Annotated in this window: 19 protein-coding genes; 15 read left to right on the forward strand and 4 right to left on the reverse strand. The window is 46.1% G+C overall.

Features of this window, described 5'->3' with window-relative positions:
* Positions 1-20: 20 nt before the first annotated feature.
* Both AC1DM9_RS28235 and ylbJ read right to left on the reverse strand, forming a co-directional pair.
* Positions 21-818 (reverse strand): NAD kinase, encoded by a 798-nt coding sequence (locus AC1DM9_RS28235; RefSeq protein WP_076271022.1) that lies wholly within the window; start codon positions 816-818, stop codon positions 21-23.
* 77 nt (positions 819-895) lie between these two features.
* On the reverse strand, positions 896-1,906 hold the full coding sequence (gene ylbJ / locus AC1DM9_RS28240; RefSeq protein WP_477583402.1) for a sporulation integral membrane protein YlbJ: 1,011 nt from the start codon (positions 1,904-1,906) through the stop codon (positions 896-898).
* A 498-nt stretch (positions 1,907-2,404) separates the two neighbouring features.
* Here ylbJ and AC1DM9_RS28245 point away from each other — a divergent pair, with 498 nt between their 5' ends.
* Positions 2,405-2,794 (forward strand): globin domain-containing protein, encoded by a 390-nt coding sequence (locus tag AC1DM9_RS28245; RefSeq protein ID WP_076271024.1) that lies wholly within the window; start codon positions 2,405-2,407, stop codon positions 2,792-2,794.
* A 4-nt stretch (positions 2,795-2,798) separates the two neighbouring features.
* Entirely contained in the window at positions 2,799-3,539 is a 741-nt protein-coding gene (locus AC1DM9_RS28250; RefSeq protein ID WP_477583404.1) for a DUF2225 domain-containing protein, read from the forward strand.
* On the opposite strand, the gene AC1DM9_RS28255 is transcribed toward AC1DM9_RS28250, so the two are convergent.
* Both AC1DM9_RS28255 and AC1DM9_RS28260 read right to left on the reverse strand, forming a co-directional pair.
* Positions 3,536-3,778 carry a hypothetical protein gene (locus AC1DM9_RS28255; protein WP_477583406.1) on the reverse strand — a complete coding sequence of 81 codons (243 nt, stop codon included), beginning with the start codon at positions 3,776-3,778 and terminating at the stop codon, positions 3,536-3,538. The two genes, AC1DM9_RS28250 and AC1DM9_RS28255, sit on opposite strands and share 4 nt — an antisense overlap.
* Positions 3,775-3,939, reverse strand: coding sequence for a YycC family protein (locus AC1DM9_RS28260; protein ID WP_076271027.1), 165 nt, complete (start codon positions 3,937-3,939; stop codon positions 3,775-3,777). Before AC1DM9_RS28260 ends, AC1DM9_RS28255 begins: the two co-directional genes overlap by 4 nt.
* Positions 3,940-4,051: 112 nt before the next feature.
* Between AC1DM9_RS28260 and AC1DM9_RS28265 the strand changes: the two genes are divergently transcribed.
* The 13 genes from AC1DM9_RS28265 (at position 4,052) to AC1DM9_RS28325 (ending at position 17,494) form a co-directional block, all read left to right on the forward strand.
* Positions 4,052-5,836, forward strand: a complete 1,785-nt coding sequence (locus AC1DM9_RS28265; protein WP_477583408.1) for a M3 family oligoendopeptidase — start codon at positions 4,052-4,054, stop codon at positions 5,834-5,836.
* 219 nt (positions 5,837-6,055) lie between these two features.
* Complete coding sequence (locus AC1DM9_RS28270) at positions 6,056-6,946, forward strand: NAD(P)-dependent oxidoreductase (RefSeq protein WP_477583410.1); 891 nt, start codon at positions 6,056-6,058, stop codon at positions 6,944-6,946.
* A gap of 125 nt (positions 6,947-7,071) precedes the next feature.
* Positions 7,072-7,707 (forward strand): CBS domain-containing protein, encoded by a 636-nt coding sequence (locus AC1DM9_RS28275; RefSeq protein ID WP_339207504.1) that lies wholly within the window; start codon positions 7,072-7,074, stop codon positions 7,705-7,707.
* Positions 7,704-8,504, forward strand: a complete 801-nt coding sequence (locus AC1DM9_RS28280) for a pyruvate, water dikinase regulatory protein (protein ID WP_076271031.1) — start codon at positions 7,704-7,706, stop codon at positions 8,502-8,504. Before AC1DM9_RS28275 ends, AC1DM9_RS28280 begins: the two co-directional genes overlap by 4 nt.
* 35 nt (positions 8,505-8,539) lie before the next feature.
* On the forward strand, positions 8,540-8,938 hold the full coding sequence (gene ndk / locus AC1DM9_RS28285) for a nucleoside-diphosphate kinase (RefSeq protein ID WP_076271032.1): 399 nt from the start codon (positions 8,540-8,542) through the stop codon (positions 8,936-8,938).
* Positions 8,939-9,119: 181 nt separating this feature from the next.
* Positions 9,120-10,295 (forward strand): P-loop NTPase family protein, encoded by a 1,176-nt coding sequence (locus AC1DM9_RS28290; protein WP_477583413.1) that lies wholly within the window; start codon positions 9,120-9,122, stop codon positions 10,293-10,295.
* Positions 10,285-11,520, forward strand: coding sequence for a TadA family conjugal transfer-associated ATPase (locus AC1DM9_RS28295; RefSeq protein ID WP_441879437.1), 1,236 nt, complete (start codon positions 10,285-10,287; stop codon positions 11,518-11,520). The genes AC1DM9_RS28290 and AC1DM9_RS28295 overlap by 11 nt, the downstream gene beginning before the upstream one ends.
* On the forward strand, positions 11,517-12,389 hold the full coding sequence (locus AC1DM9_RS28300; RefSeq protein ID WP_477583415.1) for a type II secretion system F family protein: 873 nt from the start codon (positions 11,517-11,519) through the stop codon (positions 12,387-12,389). Before AC1DM9_RS28295 ends, AC1DM9_RS28300 begins: the two co-directional genes overlap by 4 nt.
* An 18-nt stretch (positions 12,390-12,407) precedes the next feature.
* Positions 12,408-13,292, forward strand: coding sequence for a type II secretion system F family protein (locus tag AC1DM9_RS28305; protein ID WP_477583417.1), 885 nt, complete (start codon positions 12,408-12,410; stop codon positions 13,290-13,292).
* Between the two features lie 25 nt (positions 13,293-13,317).
* On the forward strand, positions 13,318-13,503 hold the full coding sequence (locus AC1DM9_RS28310; RefSeq protein ID WP_441879304.1) for a Flp1 family type IVb pilin: 186 nt from the start codon (positions 13,318-13,320) through the stop codon (positions 13,501-13,503).
* A 12-nt stretch (positions 13,504-13,515) separates the two neighbouring features.
* Positions 13,516-14,241 carry a TadE/TadG family type IV pilus assembly protein gene (locus AC1DM9_RS28315; protein ID WP_477549623.1) on the forward strand — a complete coding sequence of 242 codons (726 nt, stop codon included), beginning with the start codon at positions 13,516-13,518 and terminating at the stop codon, positions 14,239-14,241.
* 51 nt (positions 14,242-14,292) lie between these two features.
* Positions 14,293-16,557 (forward strand): hypothetical protein, encoded by a 2,265-nt coding sequence (locus AC1DM9_RS28320; RefSeq protein ID WP_477583419.1) that lies wholly within the window; start codon positions 14,293-14,295, stop codon positions 16,555-16,557.
* A gap of 55 nt (positions 16,558-16,612) precedes the next feature.
* Complete coding sequence (locus AC1DM9_RS28325) at positions 16,613-17,494, forward strand: hypothetical protein (RefSeq protein WP_477583421.1); 882 nt, start codon at positions 16,613-16,615, stop codon at positions 17,492-17,494.
* Positions 17,495-17,515: the final 21 nt, after the last annotated feature.

The raw sequence follows: 17,515 nt of genomic DNA on the forward strand, positions 1-17,515 counted from the left end.
TTAAATGATGGTAACAAATCTTATCGGACGTCGTAACCAAGGAATGCTTCACGTACTCGGTTCCAGAAAGGAAACGGCCGATATCGTGCAAAGCTTACTTTACGGCTGGATACACTGCAGCGGATGGAACGAATATCGCTGCTCATGATGCTGATGTGATCAATTGCGAGCTGCAGCCGCTGCTCTTTCTTAGAGATAATATCGCAGTGATGATGCTGCGGCAGCAGCACGGATGATCCAAGTGTACGATATACACGATTATTGATCGAAGCGATTTCCGCAATTTGCAGCGATTCTATCGATGGATGGACAATCGCTCCACCTAAGCTTTTGTTATACGCGGTGCTTCCCGAAGGGGTCGAAATGACAATGCCGTCACCGCGGAACATTTCAAACATCTCATCATTTATATTGATTTGGGCGACGAGCGTTCCGTCAACGCCTTTTAATGTGAATTCATTTAATGATAAGTAATGACGGGTCTCGCTTGGTGTCTCAACTTCAATCTCGGCAAGTGGATACCTAACGATTCGTGGTGTTTCCTCTGCCATCATTGCGACGAGATCTTCAAGCTCGTCTGCCTTCCAGTCGGCGTAAAATCCAAGATGGCCGGTGTGAATGCCGACAAATGCAACATTCGTAATTTGATCAACATATTTATGAAAAGCGAGGAGCAGTGTACCGTCCCCTCCGATGGAAATAACGATTTCCGGTGATTCATCATTCCGAGTGAAGCCTCGCTCCCCGGCTAGTTTATGAAATTTTTCTGCTAACGATTTAGATAAATCATCGCCTCGATCAATTACCGCATACTTCAAAAGTAAATCTCCTTCCGATCTCCATAGTACTTAAGATGATAAAGGAAATTGTGTTTAAATTCAATGAGCGGCTCTAATCATGGCCCAAGCCACCCCCATAACAAGTAAACGAGAGTCATTGCAATTAATCCATGAATCATTCTAGCTATAAAAAAAGGACGATAGCGCAAATCTGTTTTGCTGAGCAGGCTTGCTACTTGGGCATGGACTGATAAGCCGCCCCAAGAGAGCACCCAAGCAGCGATTGCAGCTTGATGCATGAGTCCAGTACCCGCTGTACCTGCCGAACGAGAGCCTAATGTGACCTCGAACAATCCGAATATCCCAGCGTCTGCAAGCGGCTTAGGCAGGCCGATTAAACCAAACAAAAATCGCAGAGCTTCAGCCATCGCCTCAATGATGCCTGCATGCGTCAGCATCTCCATTACGACGGAGAAAAAAACGACGAGTCCGCCAACGACGATCATTAGCCGCAGCGCCGATTGAATTGAATCCTGCAGCAGCCGTCCTAGTCCGCGCCCATCCAGCAATCGAGCCTCATGCATCGCCTTGAGTGCTTCGGAGATGCGAGAGGGCCGTCGTTTTCTGAACCCCTCCCTTGCAATCGCCGTTTTTTTGGTTCCAGATGAAGGGGCATGTCTATCGTGAAAGCGCATGAGAAGACCGATAAGAAGACCGCCTCCGTAGTGCGCAGCAGCGAGTATAGGAGCAATCGCTACATTTTGGAAGAAACCAACGGAAACGGCGCCAATTAGGAAAATAGGATCAGAAGTAGTCGTAAAGGCAACAAGCCGCTCACCTTCTGCTCGGTTGACGAGCCGCTGCTCAAAGAGCTGTGATGTTAGCTTTGCGCCTACCGGATAACCGGAAATGTAACCCATCGTCACGACAAAACCTCCGATGCCGGGAAGCCGAAATATAGGTCTCATGAGCGGATCAAGCAGCTTGCCGAAAAAATGTACAATACCGAAGCCGAGCAGCAATTCCGATATGACGAAGAAAGGGAACAACGCTGGAAAAAGCACCTCCCACCAAATAGAAAGCCCACGGAGCGAGGAGTGAAGGGTTTCTGTAGGAAAGACAGTCATTAAAAGCACGATTATAATTGCGCCAAGCGCGGTTATAGATAAGGGATGAATGATCGTTCGCAGCAGATAGACCGCCTCCTCAAATAATTAGAAAGGGGAGCCGAGCAGATGCCATAAGATGCTGTACAACCCCTCCTAAACGTATATGTAGGAATAAGGATATCCATCACTGGATATGCTTTAAAAATAAATAAGTTTGACAAAGAAAACGCTTGCAAAACGCTGGATTCCTGTTTTTTTTATGGTACAATGGAATTACCTTTGAAACGGTTGGAGTGATGGGTATGAGTATAATCGCTGGCATCTTGGTCTGTGCTTTCGTCTATGTCATTCGAGAATCTCTTACAGCACCAGGGGAAGAGGACTATGAAGGTTGATGGGTAATACGCACTATATGATGAGCCCCGGATAAGCATCCCGCGGGCTTTTTTTTGTTAATTCCGTACTTTTATTTGTGATATAATACTAAATACCTACACAATGGAGATGAATTTGACGATGAATAGGAATATAAGCCTTTATGAGGCTTTAGGTGGATCTGAGACTTTAAGGCTGATTGTTAACTCTTTTTATCCTAAGGTACAAGCCCATCCGTTAATTGGGCCTTTGTTCCCGCAAGATATTGATCCTGTTATAGAAAAACAATATTTATTTTTGACGCAATTTTTTGGCGGGCCTTCTTTATATTCTGATGAATATGGACATCCAATGATGAGAGCAAGACATATGCATTTTCCAATAACCCCTGAACATGCTGGCGCATGGCTTGACTGCATGCAAAGAGCATTGCAAGAGGTAGGCATAAATGACGAGCTGCAAGAGATCGTTATCAACAGACTATCCGGACCTGCACACCACTTTGTAAACACATCTGAAGAGGAGACGTGATTGTATGGAACCGCTCTACCTATCCAAAATCATATGCATTTGCTGTGAAAAGACTTTTATGACTTCGCGCGTTAGACCGAGCTTCAAAAGAGCAGCTAGAATGGACTCTGACTTTTGCGGATATTATAAAACGGACGTAAACCCTGATTATTATGTTGTACGGGTTTGTCCTAATTGCGGCTTTGCCTCAACTGAGAACGGGATGGAGCGGTTGAATGATCGGCAAAAAAAGAACTATCATGATGAAATCGGAATGCATTGGAACAATCAAGATTATGGCGGGGAACGCGATCTGAAGAAGGCGATGGCCAGCTACAAGCTAGCGCTTTTATCAGCCCAAGCCATTGACGAGAAGGATCGCGTGCTTGCTGGTATTTTGCATCACATTGCTTGGCTGTATCGTTATGAAGACAATCAGAAAGACGAGAAACGGTTTCTTACGTTTGCACTTCAAGCCTATATTCGTGTATATGAGGCAGAGGGTGTTGCGCTTAACAATGCGAAGCTAATGTTTTTAATAGGGGAGCTGAATCGTCGTATCGGAGAATTAAACGATGCTGTACGTTGGTTTTCCCGCGTGGTGAATGATAAAAAAATCGTGGATGCTGCAATGATTCGTGCGAGCCGCGAGCAGTGGCAGCTTATACGCGAGGAGATGGAAGCCAGATCGAAACATGCATCCGGCAACACTTCTCCTGACGACGGCACAGATTTATTGAAGCAGTCGGTCTCTTCTACCGCTTAGCGGAGCGCCTTTTTTAGAACACGGTTTGTCAGCAAATAATCGCGATCTGCATCAACAATAGTCACTTTATTATGGCAGCAAGGGAAAACGAGCAATCGTTTCGTACCGCCTTGTATGTCTCGGAGCTCTTCTGGTTTTACTGGAAGCAGCACGTTTTCTGCATGGCAGAAGGGACAGCTCGATACATAAAGGTCGCCCATAATAATGTCATAAGGCCACGCTTTTTCGAACGGAATCATGATTTGTTTTCGCTCTCAGGTGCAGCGTTAGGCTTAGCAAGCTCGGCGAGCTTTTGCAATAATATATGGCGCGGCATATGCATTAAGTGCTCTATTGGGACGCCAAGCTGCTCGGAAAGCTTAACAGCTGTATCAGCAGAAATCTGCAACGGTTTAGACATGGTGTAATTCCTCCAATCTGGATATAATTAAGTTATACACTGCCGAGAAGGTTTGCGCAAATAAAAACGCGGCCGCATCTTGGCTTTTTTTATGGAAGAGAGGATGAGAGCAATGAATACGGGATATCCGCAAAGTTGGGATTTAGATGTTTTTTATGAGGGTGGCTCAAGCTCAGCAGCGTTCTTGCAGGAGCTGAAGGGCATGGATGAGGACATTGAGAAGCTTGATGCCGCACTTTTAACGGAAGCAAGCATTGGAGCTTCTGAAATTGCGGCGATGACGGAGCTGCTGCAAAGCATCATCATTAGGCTGCGTGAAACAGAGTCGTTTGTTTCTTGCTTGTTGGCTCAGAATATGCGAGACACAGCCGCGAACTCACAAAGCGATCGCGTAAAGACGCTTGCTGCGAAGTTTCTAGGGGTGCTTACCCGCTTTGACAACGTACTGCGAGGTCTTGATGATAGTGAATGGGAAAAGCTGCTGACGCACCCACAGCTCGCTGAGGTAGCGTTCAGCTTGACTGAACGCCGCGAGCTTGCAAAGCAGAAAATGGCTCCTGAGCTGGAAGCGCTGGCTGGAGATTTAGCGGTAGACGGTTACCATGGCTGGGGCGATTATTACAACGTCATTGTATCCAGAGCGAAATTTAACGATGTAGGAAAAGACGGGGAGAAAAAAGTTTTATCCGCTGGTCAAATGCATAACCGCTTATCCGATGGAGACCGCGATGTTCGGAAGGCTGCATTCACAGAGTGGGAGCGGGAATGGGCAGAGCAGGCGGATTTATGTGCAGAGACGTTAAACCGAATTTCAGGCTTTCGTTTAAAGCTGTACGACAAGCGCGGCTGGGATTCGGTGCTGCAGGAGCCGCTGCAAATGAACCGGATGAGCGAAGCTACACTGCAAGCGATGTGGTCTGCAATCCAAGAAAGCAAACAGGTACTCGTTCGTTATTTAGATCGTAAAGCGAAGCTGCTCGGTGTAGAGAAGCTGGACTGGCATGATGTAGAAGCGCCAATTGGAGCTGCGACAAAAACAATTCCTTATGACGAAGCGGCAGCTTTTATAATCGAGCAGTTCAAGACGTTTAGTCCCGATCTGGCGGAATTCTCAGAGCTTGCCTTCAAAGATGGCTGGATTGAAGCTGAGGATCGTCCAGGGAAGCGTCCAGGCGGGTTCTGCACAGCTTTTCCAAAGAGCGGTCAAACTCGTGTATTTATGACGTATTCAGGTACGGCTTCGAATATTTCGACGCTTGCGCATGAGCTGGGTCATGCTTACCACCAGCATGTCATGAACGATCTACCAGCGTTGTCTCAAGAATACGCGATGAATGTAGCTGAGACCGCTTCGACGTTTGCGGAGCTGATCGTTTCGGATCAAGCACTTAAAACAGCAACGGAGGACGAAGAGAAGCTTGGATTGCTTGAAGATAAAATTCAGCGGTCTGTTGCATTTTTTATGAACATTCATGCGCGCTTTTTATTCGAGACTCGTTTCTATGCGCGTCGCAGCGAAGGTTTAGTATCCGTTGAAGAGCTTAATTCCTTAATGGAAGATGCACAGCGGGAAGCTTATTGCGATACGCTAGGTGAGGTGCATCCTCATTTCTGGGCATCGAAGCTGCATTTTTACTTAACGGATGTTCCTTTCTACAACTTCCCTTATACATTTGGCTATCTATTCAGCGCGGGTATTTATGCAAGGGCACTGAAGGAAGGTTCAGATTTCAAAGACAAGTATGTTGCATTGCTTCGTGACACTGGCCGCATGACCGTAGAGCAGCTTGCTAAAGAGCATCTTGGCGTAAATGTGGAAGAGATGGACTTCTGGCGCGAGGCGGTTGCATTGACAGCTGTTGATGTAGATCAGTTCATCGAAATGACAAACGAGTAAAGCGCTTCTTCAGAAGTGCTGTAATAGCAATGGCAGTAGCCGTAGGCATGGGAAACCATTGGTCTACGGCTTTTTTTATATGGAATTGGGATGGATAGTATTCTAGCTACTGCAAAAACTTCTGCAAAACAGGAGTGCATTTCTTTGATTTGTGGGAAGCGAGGCAGATTATATTATAATAAGATTATGTTCGACTATTGAGAAACACAGAGAGGCGGAATGGAATTGAAAGAGCAAGAAAACAAAAAAGTTGTTGGATTTATTGGAACGGGTATTATGGGCGCAAGCATGGCGGGCCATTTGCTTGATCACGGATATGAAGTGAATGTGTTCAACCGAACGAAATCAAGAGCAGACCTCTTGGTATCAAAGGGTGCTGTTTGGCAGGATTCGCCGAAGTTGGTTGCGGAGCAATCGGATATTATTATTACGATGCTAGGTTATCCGGCCGACGTGGAAGAGGTTTATTTTGGAGCTGATGGTTTATTGCAAAATGCTAGGTCCAATGCGGTGCTTATTGATATGACTACCTCAAGTCCTGCTCTTGCCAAACGAATTGAGGCAGAGGCTGGCAACAGAGGACTTATGGCGCTGGATGCCCCAGTTTCTGGCGGTGATGTAGGTGCGAGGGAGGCTAGACTGTCAATCATGGTTGGAGGCTCGGAGCAAGCCTATAATGCGATATTGCCATTGTTCATGCTCATAGGTAAAAACATCGTTCATCAAGGTGAGGCAGGAGCGGGTCAATTTACTAAGATGTGTAATCAAATCGCGATTGCATCCAATATGATTGGCGTGAGTGAAGCTCTTGCCTATGCCCAAAAAGCGGGGCTCGAGCCTAGCAAAGTATTGAAAAGCATTGAAGCCGGCGCTGCGGGAAGCTGGTCCTTATCCAATCTAGGACCTCGCATTATCAACGGAGATTTTGCTCCGGGCTTTTACGTAAAACATTTCGTGAAAGATATTAAAATCGCCATCGAGTCAGCTGATGAGATGGGTCTTCCTTTGCCAGGACTAGCATTAGCACGTTCTTTATATGAGCGACTTATTTCACTTGGTGAAGAAAATAGCGGTACACAAGCGTTATATAAAGTTATTTTTAAAGAGTAGGACGACCATATATTGTACATTATTTGTTAATATGATATATTATTTTTAAATAATAGTACTATATAATACAAGTATGACTCATATAGAGGACGGGGGAGAGTACGATTCAATTATCTTCGCGGCAATTGGAGCTTCTTGAGCTTGTGAAGAGGCATGCGCCGATTACCGGTGAGCAGTTGGCAGAATCTCTAGGTGTCAGCAGGCCCACACTGCGCTCGGACTTATCACTTCTCGTCATGCTTGGATTGCTTGATGCGAAGCCCAAAGTTGGTTATTTTCTAGGCAACACCTATCGCTCAAGCAGCGAGCCTTTGCAGCAATTGAACAATATGAAGGTGAGAGAAGTACAAGGTGTTCCCGTTAATGTTCCGGACTCATTGTCCGTGCATGACGCTGTTATTACGTTATTTACTGAAAATGCAGATACTCTTCTAATCGTTAATGAGCAGAAACGTTTTGTTGGAATCGTAACACCGAAGGATTTGCTGAAAATAACGCTTGGCAACGCTGGTGCTGCATCTATTCCTATCAGTATGGTGATGACCCGCTATCCTAATATTGTGACACTAATGCCCGACGAATCTGTGATGGAAGCGATTCGCAAAATGTCGCTTCATCAAGTAGATTGTTTACCAGTTATCGTTCCGCGCGAGGATCAGGTGACTGATCCAGAGGTTACTGGCTGGGTATCGAAGTCGAACATTATACGTCTTATGGCGGACATCGCGATGGATGGGAAATTGGGGGAGCCAGAGTTATGAAACAGCAGATCATTTATGTATGCTCCGATGCTGTTGGTGAAACGGCGGAAGCAGTTGCAAAGGCGACTTTACGTCAATTCTCCTCAGAACAAGTGAAAATAAAGCGTTACGGCCATATTAAATCCGAGGATGAAATTATTCGTATCGTGGCTGAGGCAGCTAGTACTGGCGGTTTTATAAGCTATACGCTCGTCCAGCCGGAGCTTCGGGAGCAAATGAAGGAAGAGGCTTTTAGAGCTGGAGTTAGAGCCGTTGATGTCATGGGACCGATGATGCAAGCATACGTAGATACGTTTGGGAGTTTCCCGAAGCGTGAGCCGGGGCTGCTGCACTCCATTGACGATGCTTACCATCGCCGAATGGATGCTATTGAGTTCGCTGTGAAATATGATGACGGCAAGGATGCTCGAGGTTTTGTACAAGCGCAGGTCGTCCTGATTGGCGTATCTCGAACGTCGAAGACGCCGCTGAGCATCTTTTTGTCCCATAAAGGAATTAAGACGGCTAACCTGCCGTTAATGCCCGAGGTTAATCCTCCCGAAGAATTGAAGCCTGCACCTGGCAGGCTCATTATAGGTTTAACGATGCAAGCTGAGCATCTTCTGGAGATCCGCTCTGAACGGCTTAAGACGCTGGGACTTCCGGCATCTGCGCAGTATGCGACAACCGAGCGCATTCAAGAAGAGCTTGATTATGCAGAGTCCGTCATGAAATCATTGAATTGTCCTGTTATAGATGTTACAAATCGTGCTATTGAAGAGACTGCAGGTATTATTACTGAATGGCTTAACAAATAAATGGCTATACCGATAGAGACAAAGGGGGATTCAACATGGATAAAACGTTTGTAATGGTAAAGCCAGATGGTTACGCGCGTGGTTTAGTAGGTCGTATTGTTGCTCGATTTGAAGAGAAGGGCTTTAAACTAGTAGATGCAAGGGTAATGCGCCTATCAAGAGAGCAAGCCGAGACACATTATGAGCATTTGCGCTCAAAGGTGTTTTTTGACGAGTTGGTCGATTTTATCGTTTCGGGGCCTGTATTTGCTATGATATGGGAAGGCAAAGACGCTATTAAAAACGCAAGGAGTCTTATTGGCGCAACGAATCCATCTGAAGCCCTTGCAGGTACAATCCGTGGAGATTTTGCAATCGATGTAGCTAGCAATATTATTCATGGATCTGACTCTATCGAAAGCGCAGAGCGCGAGATCAAAAACTTTTTCCAATAGTCAACGGAATTGTAAGTTAAAGAAATAAGATAAACAGTAGAAAATTCCTTAGTTGACGAATGGAATATGGGTATGGTAAATTTTAAACAAAGTTAATGATCAAACACGGAAGCACCGTATAAGGACGCAGATATCTGCGCCTTCTACGGTGCTTTTTTTGTGTTTTCTAAGCGGAAGGAAGGTGAAAGGGCTGAACAAATATCAACTTGCTGTGGCGGTAAGGGAGCCGGAATACTTGAAGCGGCTGGCTGATTATATGCAAGGCAGCAAGCTTGGCGAGCAATGGCAGATTATCGCGTTCACGCACGCAGATTCTTGGAAGCTCTATGTGAAGCAAGGCTACAAGATTGACTTATTGGCTGCTCAGCCTGAGCTGCTTGCAGAAATGGATGCAGAGCAAGCGGGTATTCCTGTAATTGCTCTAGTGCTACAGCTGGGAGAGAGCAAGGAGAAGCATGAGCTTTTGCAATATCAACCCATTCCCCAGCTGCTGAAGCGTTTTTCGGAGATTCATTCCCAAGCGATAGGACATGCGGCCTCTTCGTCAGGCGCTTACGAGAGGCCGTCTGGCATGAATATTATATCTGTTTTTTCGGCATCGGGGGGAGTTGGGAAGACGGCTTTGGCGCTGCATTTGGTACAAGCTGCAAGTGTGCATCAATGTCGTACCTTTTATCTGAACCTTGAGCGGTGGAACTCTTCTGAAGCTTGGCTGCGCAACCAGCAATATACAGATGGCCTCAGTGAAGGAGAGGTGAAAGAGGAGGGTTTGTCAGAACTGCTTTATGGACTCAAGGCACAGCCGGAGCAGTCGGTCAATTGGCTTATGGAGCATCGAAAACGGGATTCGCAGCTTAAGGGTGATTATTTAGCCCAGTGCACCAATTTGGAGGATCGATTGACGCTTAATGAGGAAGATGCGGCCGGAATAGTGAGTACGGTTGCTCGAAGCGGGCAGTATGACCTGATTGTCGTTGATTTGGAGAGCGGTCTGGATGAGCTGCACCTTGCTATTTTTGAACGATCAAATCATGTGCTTTGGGTTGCAAGCGATAATCCGTCTGTGAGGGATAAACAAAAAATGGCCCTGCGTTATGGAGCGCAAAAGTGGAGTGATCGCTTTAGCTCTTTGTCCAATAAATTCAAATGCGTAAAGAACCATATGGTTAATCCGAAGCATACCGTTCATAACGAGATTGATGGCATGGCATGCGCCAAGGTGGGGCTGCCGGAAATTCCAGAATGGCGAGGAGCAAGCCATGTTGCTCTGCTGTCATCGCCGTTATATCGAGCAGCTGCAGATCAATTATTCAAGCAGCTTTATTTGGAAGGAGGCGGATCGATTGCTGAGCGATGAAACGGTGCTTGAGCTGCGCAACAAGGTACGAGCCAAAATTGATTTTAGCGGATCACTGTCAGATGAAAGCCTGATGAGAATAGCAGAAGAGATCGTCTTCGAATGGTGCGATCTTCATCCTCTTACCGCAACCGAGAAAGTGAAGCTTGTACGGAGGCTGTTTCATTCGTTTAGAGGTCTTGATATTTTGCAGCCGCTAATGGAGGATGCCTCCATTAGTGAAATTATGATCAATCATCATGCAGAAATATTTGTGGAGCGAAGAGGGAGAATGACACTTTTGCCGGTTTCTTTCGAAAGTAGAGAACGGCTCGAGGATCTAATCCAGACCGTTGTTGCGAGTGTGAATCGTGTCGTTAACGAGTCTACGCCGATTGTTGACGCCCGTCTGAAAGATGGCTCTAGGGTGCATGTCGTATTGCCGCCGGTTGCGCTCAAAGGACCATGCATGACCATTCGGAAGTTTCCTGATCAGCCTCTCACGATGGAGGAGCTAGTAGCATTCCACTCGCTCTCGCAGGAAGCGGCATCGTTTTTGAAAGAGCTTGTCGGGGCTCAATACAATATGTTTATAAGCGGCGGAACAGGAACAGGCAAAACAACTTTTTTAAATGCATTGTCGCAGTTTATCCAGCCGGATGAGCGGATTGTTACGATCGAGGATTCCGCTGAACTGCAAATTCGCTCCATTCCTAACCTAGTAGCGATGGAAACGCGCAATGCGAATACAGAGGGGAAAGGGGAGATTACGATTCGCGACCTCATACGTGCCTCGCTTCGGATGCGTCCTAATCGCATTATCGTCGGTGAGGTGCGGGGAGGAGAGGCTCTTGATATGCTGCAGGCATTAAATACCGGCCACGCCGGAAGCATGTCTACGGGCCATAGTAATGGCGCGAAGGATATGATGGCTCGGCTGGAGTCGATGGTGCTAAGTGCAGCAGAATTGCCAGTGATCGTTATTCGTCAGCAAATCGCCTCAGCCATCGATATTGTTATCCATCTATCAAGATTCCGTGATCGCACCCGCAAAGTGACGGAGATATGCGAGGTCATTGGCGTTGAAGATGGAGAAATATTGCTTAATCCACTGTTTATTTTTGAGGAGGAGGGAGAGCGGAATGGCAGAGTGCTTGGCGGGCTAAAACGTACAGCGAATCCGGTAATGAGAATGGACAAATTGACGCTTGCTGGGAAAAGAACGGTCGAAGGAGTGGCGATATGAACAATTCAAGCGGCGTGAATAAAAGCAGCAGCCTTCATCGTCAACATGGGGGACGGATAGAGAGAATGCTCTTATGGTGCGGCTGGGAAAGCGATGCGACGCTAGCGAATCTTCGAGCTGGCCGAACCCTTACCAATTATGAACAATACCCACTTAATCGAAACCAGTTTATCACTACGTCCTTAATCGCAGCTGTGATTTTCTATGGTGCTGTCTTTTTATTTTATCATTCTGTGTTCCTTTCATTTGCAGCGGCAAGCTTCGGTATACTCGCTCCTAGAATTAGACGAAAATTTCTTCTGGAACAGCGCAAGGAGAGACTGAAGCTGCAATTTAAAGAAGCTTTATTTTCACTGACATCCTCGCTTGCAGCAGGGCGCTCTCTTGAAAATGCATTTTTATCTACTCACGATGATTTGAAGCTAATTTACCCTGATGCTCGAACGGAGCTGCTGCTGGAGTTTCAAATCATTCGCTTTCGTCTAGATAACGGCGAGCCCTTAGAATATGCGCTGCGCAACTTTGCTAATCGTGCAGGAATTGATGAGATTACTCAGTTCGTTGATGCATTAGCTGCTTGCAAGCGCTCTGGAGGAGATTTGCTTGAGGTGATGAAACAAACCTCGATCATCATTGGAGAGAAACTAGAAATTGAGCAGGAAATTGCAGTTATGGTTGCTCAAAAAAAATTCGAAGGTCGAATTATGATGGCGGTGCCTTTTGTTTTTTTAGCGTTTTTAAGCTTAGCTGCACCCGACTATATGGCTCCTTTATATGGAGGAATCGGATATTTGCTATTGACGGGAGCGCTGCTGCTTTTGCTTCTCTGCTTTTGGTTGATGGCAAAGATGATGAGTATCCGAATGTAAGATGAAAGGGGACAAAGCATGCTCGCGGCAATTGCACCGGTTACTTTAACGGCGATTTGGGTGTACTTGGCAGGCAAAGGAGCATTGTATGCCATATGGCGTCAGCTAATGGGTAGAAAACAAACGAATGACCAAACGCGGCAGCAGCTTATGCAGCTAAGTTTGATTGATCCATTTATGCATGTGCTAGAACGGTTCAAGCTTTTTGATACGCTGCATCTGCCTATGAGCAGCTACCATATGAAGCTCCTCTTATTGAAGGATAGCAGCTGGTCAATTGAGCGGACAAAAGGTGAAGCAACTGCTGCTCTAGGTACGGGATATGCTGCTTTAACAGGTTGTGCTTGGATGAGTTTACTTGGACAGGAGCCTACATTGTTAGTCATGGGGGTAGTATTCGGCATCGTGCTAACGATACGCCCTTTCGTAGATGCAAGGCGGCAAGTTGAGGAACGAAAGCAGCAAATCATTATGGAGCTCCCCGTTATGCTCAGCAAGTTGATGCTGCTGGTCGGTGCCGGTGAGACAGTACAGCAAGCGCTAGCAAGATGCTTGGAGGGAAAGGAGGCTACCCAGCATCCTCTCTACAAGGAATGGGGAGAGACGGTATCTATGCTTCGCAACGGTCAATCGTTCAGTACGGTAATGGAGCGGTTTAATAGAAGATGTGCGGTGCAGGAGGTTTCGATCTTTACAACGGTGCTCTTATTGAATTATCGCCGCGGTGGAGAGCATTTTATTCTTGCATTGCGAGAGCTCTCTTACACTTTATGGGAGAAGCGCAAGGCAATCGCTAGATCGCGCGGGGAGCAAGCCTCCTCAAAGCTTGTATTTCCGCTTGTAGGTATTTTGTTAGTACTCATGATTTTGGTAGCTGCACCCGCAGTACTGCTCATGTCTTAACTTAAATTAGGGAGGAAGATGAAGGATGAGAAAAATAAGCCAATCGCTACGTTCATTTTGGAAAGAGGAGGATGGTTTAGGGACGCTTGAAATTATTTTGATTATTGCGGTTGTCATCATTATTGCACTGTTGTTTAAAGACTGGATTATTGAGCTGATTGAGCGCTTGATGGGCAAAGCAGATGACGAGGCGGACAAAATTTTCAGTTAGCGGGTGAGGCTTTTGAACAGATTGCGAATAAATGCAGGGCTGCTTCGCTTGCTTAAGAAGGAGCAAGGCAGCTTTACGCTGGAGTCTACGATCGTATTTCCAATGCTGTTCGGGCTTATATTGTTGTTTATTTTATTTGGAATGTACATGTACGAGAAGGTCATTGTCTATTATGCAGCGTCTTCAACAGCAGAGCGTGCGGCTTTCAGCTGGGATAACAGTAATCGAGATGCAAGAAGTGGCATGCTCAATGAGCCAAGTTATGATGGTTTATATTGGCGTATTGGCGAGGATGGCGTGCTCAGCAGCTTGTTTGGACTGAGAGGAGAAAATGATGCAGCGAAAGTCGTGCTCCCACTTGCAGAGACGGGTGATGGAGAAAAGAATGCTTTAGCTATTCGGAAAATAGAGCAGTCTGCTAGATGGTTGGGACAAGCAGGCCTAACATACGAAGGAGAAATCAGCTATTCAAGCAGCATTCTGAGAAGAGTGATCAAAGTCAAACTGAAGGAGCCTTTATCGGCTGAATCCATTGAGAAAAGCTGGTTGAAGCGTGAACCCAAAAGTGCAGCCTCTTCCACGGTTGTTGATCCAACTGAGTTTATTCGGAGTGTTGATCTCGTACGCTATTATTCATCAAGGTTTGCAAATCGGGCTGGAGGAGCGGGGCAAGCAAAGTCTCAGGCTGGTCAAGTGCTGGATACTTATAAAGGTAAGGGGAAGGCGACAAAGCCATAATGTAGCGGAACAGATAAGGCTTGAAAGGTTCCGATGGAGGTGCAGGCAGCAGTGAGCATAAAAAAAGATTTGAAGCATCGTTATCGGCAGTTTGTTTGCAAGCTTTTCTTTCGAGAAAATGGGGCAGTGACCGTGTTTTCGGTTATTGTTTTATCCTCGCTGCTTTTGTTTTTCTCTTTGCTTATTGATTATGCCCGAATTGCGGCTCTGCATAAGTTAACAGAGGATGCTGTAAGGTCAAGCGTAAGATCTGTACTCTCTGCTTATGATGCTGTTCTATATGAGCGATATGGTTTATTCGGCCGTGGTGGTACAGACGGTCAAATCATATTCGAGGAAATGATGACGGCGAATACAGAAACAGCAGATGACTCGGGTCGATCAGGGATGAAGCTGGTTCGCGCTAAGTCAGATGCTGCCGCACTGCACGCAGCGACGTTTCTAGGCAGCCATAATGTATTCTCAAGACAGGTGCTCGAAGAAATGAAGTATAAGGCGCCAGTAGATTTTACATTGGATCTCGCAGCAAGGTTTGTACCTATGGCAGGTGCAATGAAGGAGGCATCGATTGCAATAAGTTTGCTGGAGAGTATGAGGAAGCTTTATGAGAAACGGGAAATTCATCTAGCGAATGTACTTCAATTGCAAAAGCAGATGGCTTCGACGATAAGTGGAAACAGTATTTCTATGTTAATTCCTGTCCAGCCAGATGTAGTAGCAATAGAGGGGAATTCTGCTCTGAGCATTGCGGGGGAATACAGCTCATATGCAGCCAAAGTTATATATAATCAATCGTTAACTGCCGGGCAGAAAATAATGTATACAGCTGAAATAGAAGCATACGAGGAGAAAGTGAGAGCTTTTGCTATGGAGCTGCGCAAAGTGAGTGATGAAATACATAGACAGCATGTGAAGCTTCAGGGAGAAGCAATACAGGAGCTGGAAGCTGCAAGGGCATTAAATGACGATATGCTGAGAATTGTTCAACAAGCTAATCAACAGCCTCAGCATAGTGGATATGATACGGTGTCCAAGCATAAGGCAACGAATACTGAACAGCATCAGGTTCCCGCTGATGCTGCTTCCGACATTGAGCAGGTAAGGAAAGCTGCGGATGAGCTTGTAAAGACGGATGGATGGTTCACGGAGTACCGTCAGGAGGTGGAGGCGCAGGGCTTGTCTGCTGCTTCAATCGATATGGAAGCGGGGGCTTATCAGTCCAGCAGCCTTGCCTCTATAGTTAAGCCGGTTAAGAGCATAACTGCTGATACGTTGCTTGAAAGCGTCACAAGCCTCCGTCTTGCTTATGGGGCATATGAACAGAAATATATTCGACCTGCTAGTATCATCGTTGATCGACAGAAAGCACTCGATCAGGGTCAGATATCAAAACAGCTTAAACAGCAAAAGGAGCAAGCCGGTTCTCTCTGGAATCAGGCACGCAGCTTGCTGCATGGACTGACAAGTATCCCGCAAATGGAAGAACATCAAAAGGTGTTCGAACAGGTACAGCTTCGTTATAACGATAACCTATTATTCAATGAGCAGACTGATGAAGCAACAGAGATTGTCGACATGGAGAAGGCTAGTGATGCGCATATGGCAGCTGAACAGTCTAATACGCTTATGGGTGGATTGTTCTCAGGTATGGCCGGGATGCTGGAGAAAACGAGAGATTCATTATACTTTGGTGAATACGTTATTCAACGCTTCACTTCTTTTGCTCCTCAGCATTTACGTTCAATGATGACTGGAGGAGATATATCAGAGTTGTCACATGCCATTTCATTTCATAATCAGGAAGCGGAATATTTTATTTATGGCTTCAACAACCCAGTAGGGAATATAGCTGCTGCATATGGTGAATTATTTGCGGCTCGACTGGCTGTGAGAACGATGGAGGGGCTGCTTGAAAGCAAATCATTAGGCCATCCATTGCTTATCTTATCAGCTGCGCTTATTTATGGATTAGAGAAATCGATCGAGGATATGCTTGCTTTCTCTGAACGAGGAACTGCTCCACTTTCCAAATACATAAAAGTAGAGCTTTCATATACGGATTATTTACGTCTTTTTATACTGATGCATGGTGCCGATGATGGGGCAAGTCTGGCCCGGATGATTGCAGCCATCGAACTAAACAGTGGGACGATTCTCTCTGCAGTCCCGAGCGGAGTGACAGGAGAAGCAGCCGTTTCGATGGAGCTTTGGTTCATACCCGGATTAATTCGAACGCTGGGAGCAGTCGGACTTCTGGAAGGAAAGGTTGTAGGCAACCGTTATGAGACGACACAAACGATGGGCTGGTCTTATTAAATGTCGACGCCTTAAGCAGGAACAAGGTTCGATAGTCGTAGAAGCTGCATTAGTTATGCCTATGGTTATAGTTGTGCTGCTAGTCTTCGTCATGCTCATTCGTTTATGTGCGGTACAGTTGGCACTGCATTCTGCTGCTTCTCAGACCGTAAGGCAAATAGCGGCACATATATATCCAGTAGAACTTGCCTGGCAGCAGGCATCAGCCGTCGTTCCGCTGCCTTCCAAAGGAAATATTCCTTTGTCTTCATGGAGTGAGATTGCCGCAGAAGCGGCTGAATGGCTGCCTTCACCCGCAGGAGCTTTGGTTTCATCTACATTGCGAGGAGATTTTCGTCCGATTCAAAATATGGCCGCTACTGAAATAGGCAGATCTGTTATTCAGCCGTTAATAAGTGAACATACTGATGCAGCCATTATTGATCCCCAGAAGATAAGGCTGAGCTGGTTATCGCTTCCGGATCTAAATAAGGAGCATGAGCCATATTTAGCTATCGAGGTGGAATATGACTTTCCATTAAAGCTGCCTTTTTACAGTAAACCGATTGTCCTTAAAGAGCAAGCCTCCGAACGTGTTTGGATAAGTGACGCCGCACCAGCAAGATATGGTGAAAACAAAAATGATCAAGAAAACATTCCGATACAAATCGTTTCTATTGAGCCAAATCCGCTCCGACCTGGCAAGAAAGCTGCCGTTACAGTGAAAACGCTGCCGGGTGCTGCGATTTCTTTGGGTGTTACTTATAAAAGCGGCTCAAGCAAAGCGAAACATCTTGGTGAAGCAGTTGCCGATGCAGATGGCTATATCAAATGGACATGGCATGTATCCGGAAATACAACTCCTGGCACATGGGAGCTTAAAGCTTCAGAGGTGAATAAGGAAAACAATCAAGTGTCGATGCATTTTGTCGTTGAGAAGAGCAGCGATAGAAAGTAAGGAAAGACTTAGCCGCCTTGG

The sequence above is a fragment of the Paenibacillus sp. 01T431 genome, from assembly GCF_056398625.1.

Bases quoted from the DNA above. Each gene is read 5' to 3' on its own strand.
- ylbJ (WP_477583402.1), bottom strand. From the start codon at position 1,906: ATGACTGTCTTTCCTACAGAAACCCTTCACTCCTCGCTCCGTGGGCTT.
- AC1DM9_RS28245 (WP_076271024.1), top strand. From the start codon at position 2,405: ATGAATAGGAATATAAGCCTTTATGAGGCTTTAGGTGGATCTGAGACT.
- AC1DM9_RS28250 (WP_477583404.1), top strand. From the start codon at position 2,799: ATGGAACCGCTCTACCTATCCAAAATCATATGCATTTGCTGTGAAAAG.
- AC1DM9_RS28255 (WP_477583406.1), bottom strand. From the start codon at position 3,778: ATGATTCCGTTCGAAAAAGCGTGGCCTTATGACATTATTATGGGCGAC.
- AC1DM9_RS28260 (WP_076271027.1), bottom strand. From the start codon at position 3,939: ATGTCTAAACCGTTGCAGATTTCTGCTGATACAGCTGTTAAGCTTTCC.
- AC1DM9_RS28265 (WP_477583408.1), top strand. From the start codon at position 4,052: ATGAATACGGGATATCCGCAAAGTTGGGATTTAGATGTTTTTTATGAG.
- AC1DM9_RS28270 (WP_477583410.1), top strand. From the start codon at position 6,056: ATGGAATTGAAAGAGCAAGAAAACAAAAAAGTTGTTGGATTTATTGGA.
- AC1DM9_RS28280 (WP_076271031.1), top strand. From the start codon at position 7,704: ATGAAACAGCAGATCATTTATGTATGCTCCGATGCTGTTGGTGAAACG.
- ndk (WP_076271032.1), top strand. From the start codon at position 8,540: ATGGATAAAACGTTTGTAATGGTAAAGCCAGATGGTTACGCGCGTGGT.
- AC1DM9_RS28300 (WP_477583415.1), top strand. From the start codon at position 11,517: ATGAACAATTCAAGCGGCGTGAATAAAAGCAGCAGCCTTCATCGTCAA.
- AC1DM9_RS28305 (WP_477583417.1), top strand. From the start codon at position 12,408: ATGCTCGCGGCAATTGCACCGGTTACTTTAACGGCGATTTGGGTGTAC.
- AC1DM9_RS28310 (WP_441879304.1), top strand. From the start codon at position 13,318: ATGAGAAAAATAAGCCAATCGCTACGTTCATTTTGGAAAGAGGAGGAT.
- AC1DM9_RS28325 (WP_477583421.1), top strand. From the start codon at position 16,613: ATGCCTATGGTTATAGTTGTGCTGCTAGTCTTCGTCATGCTCATTCGT.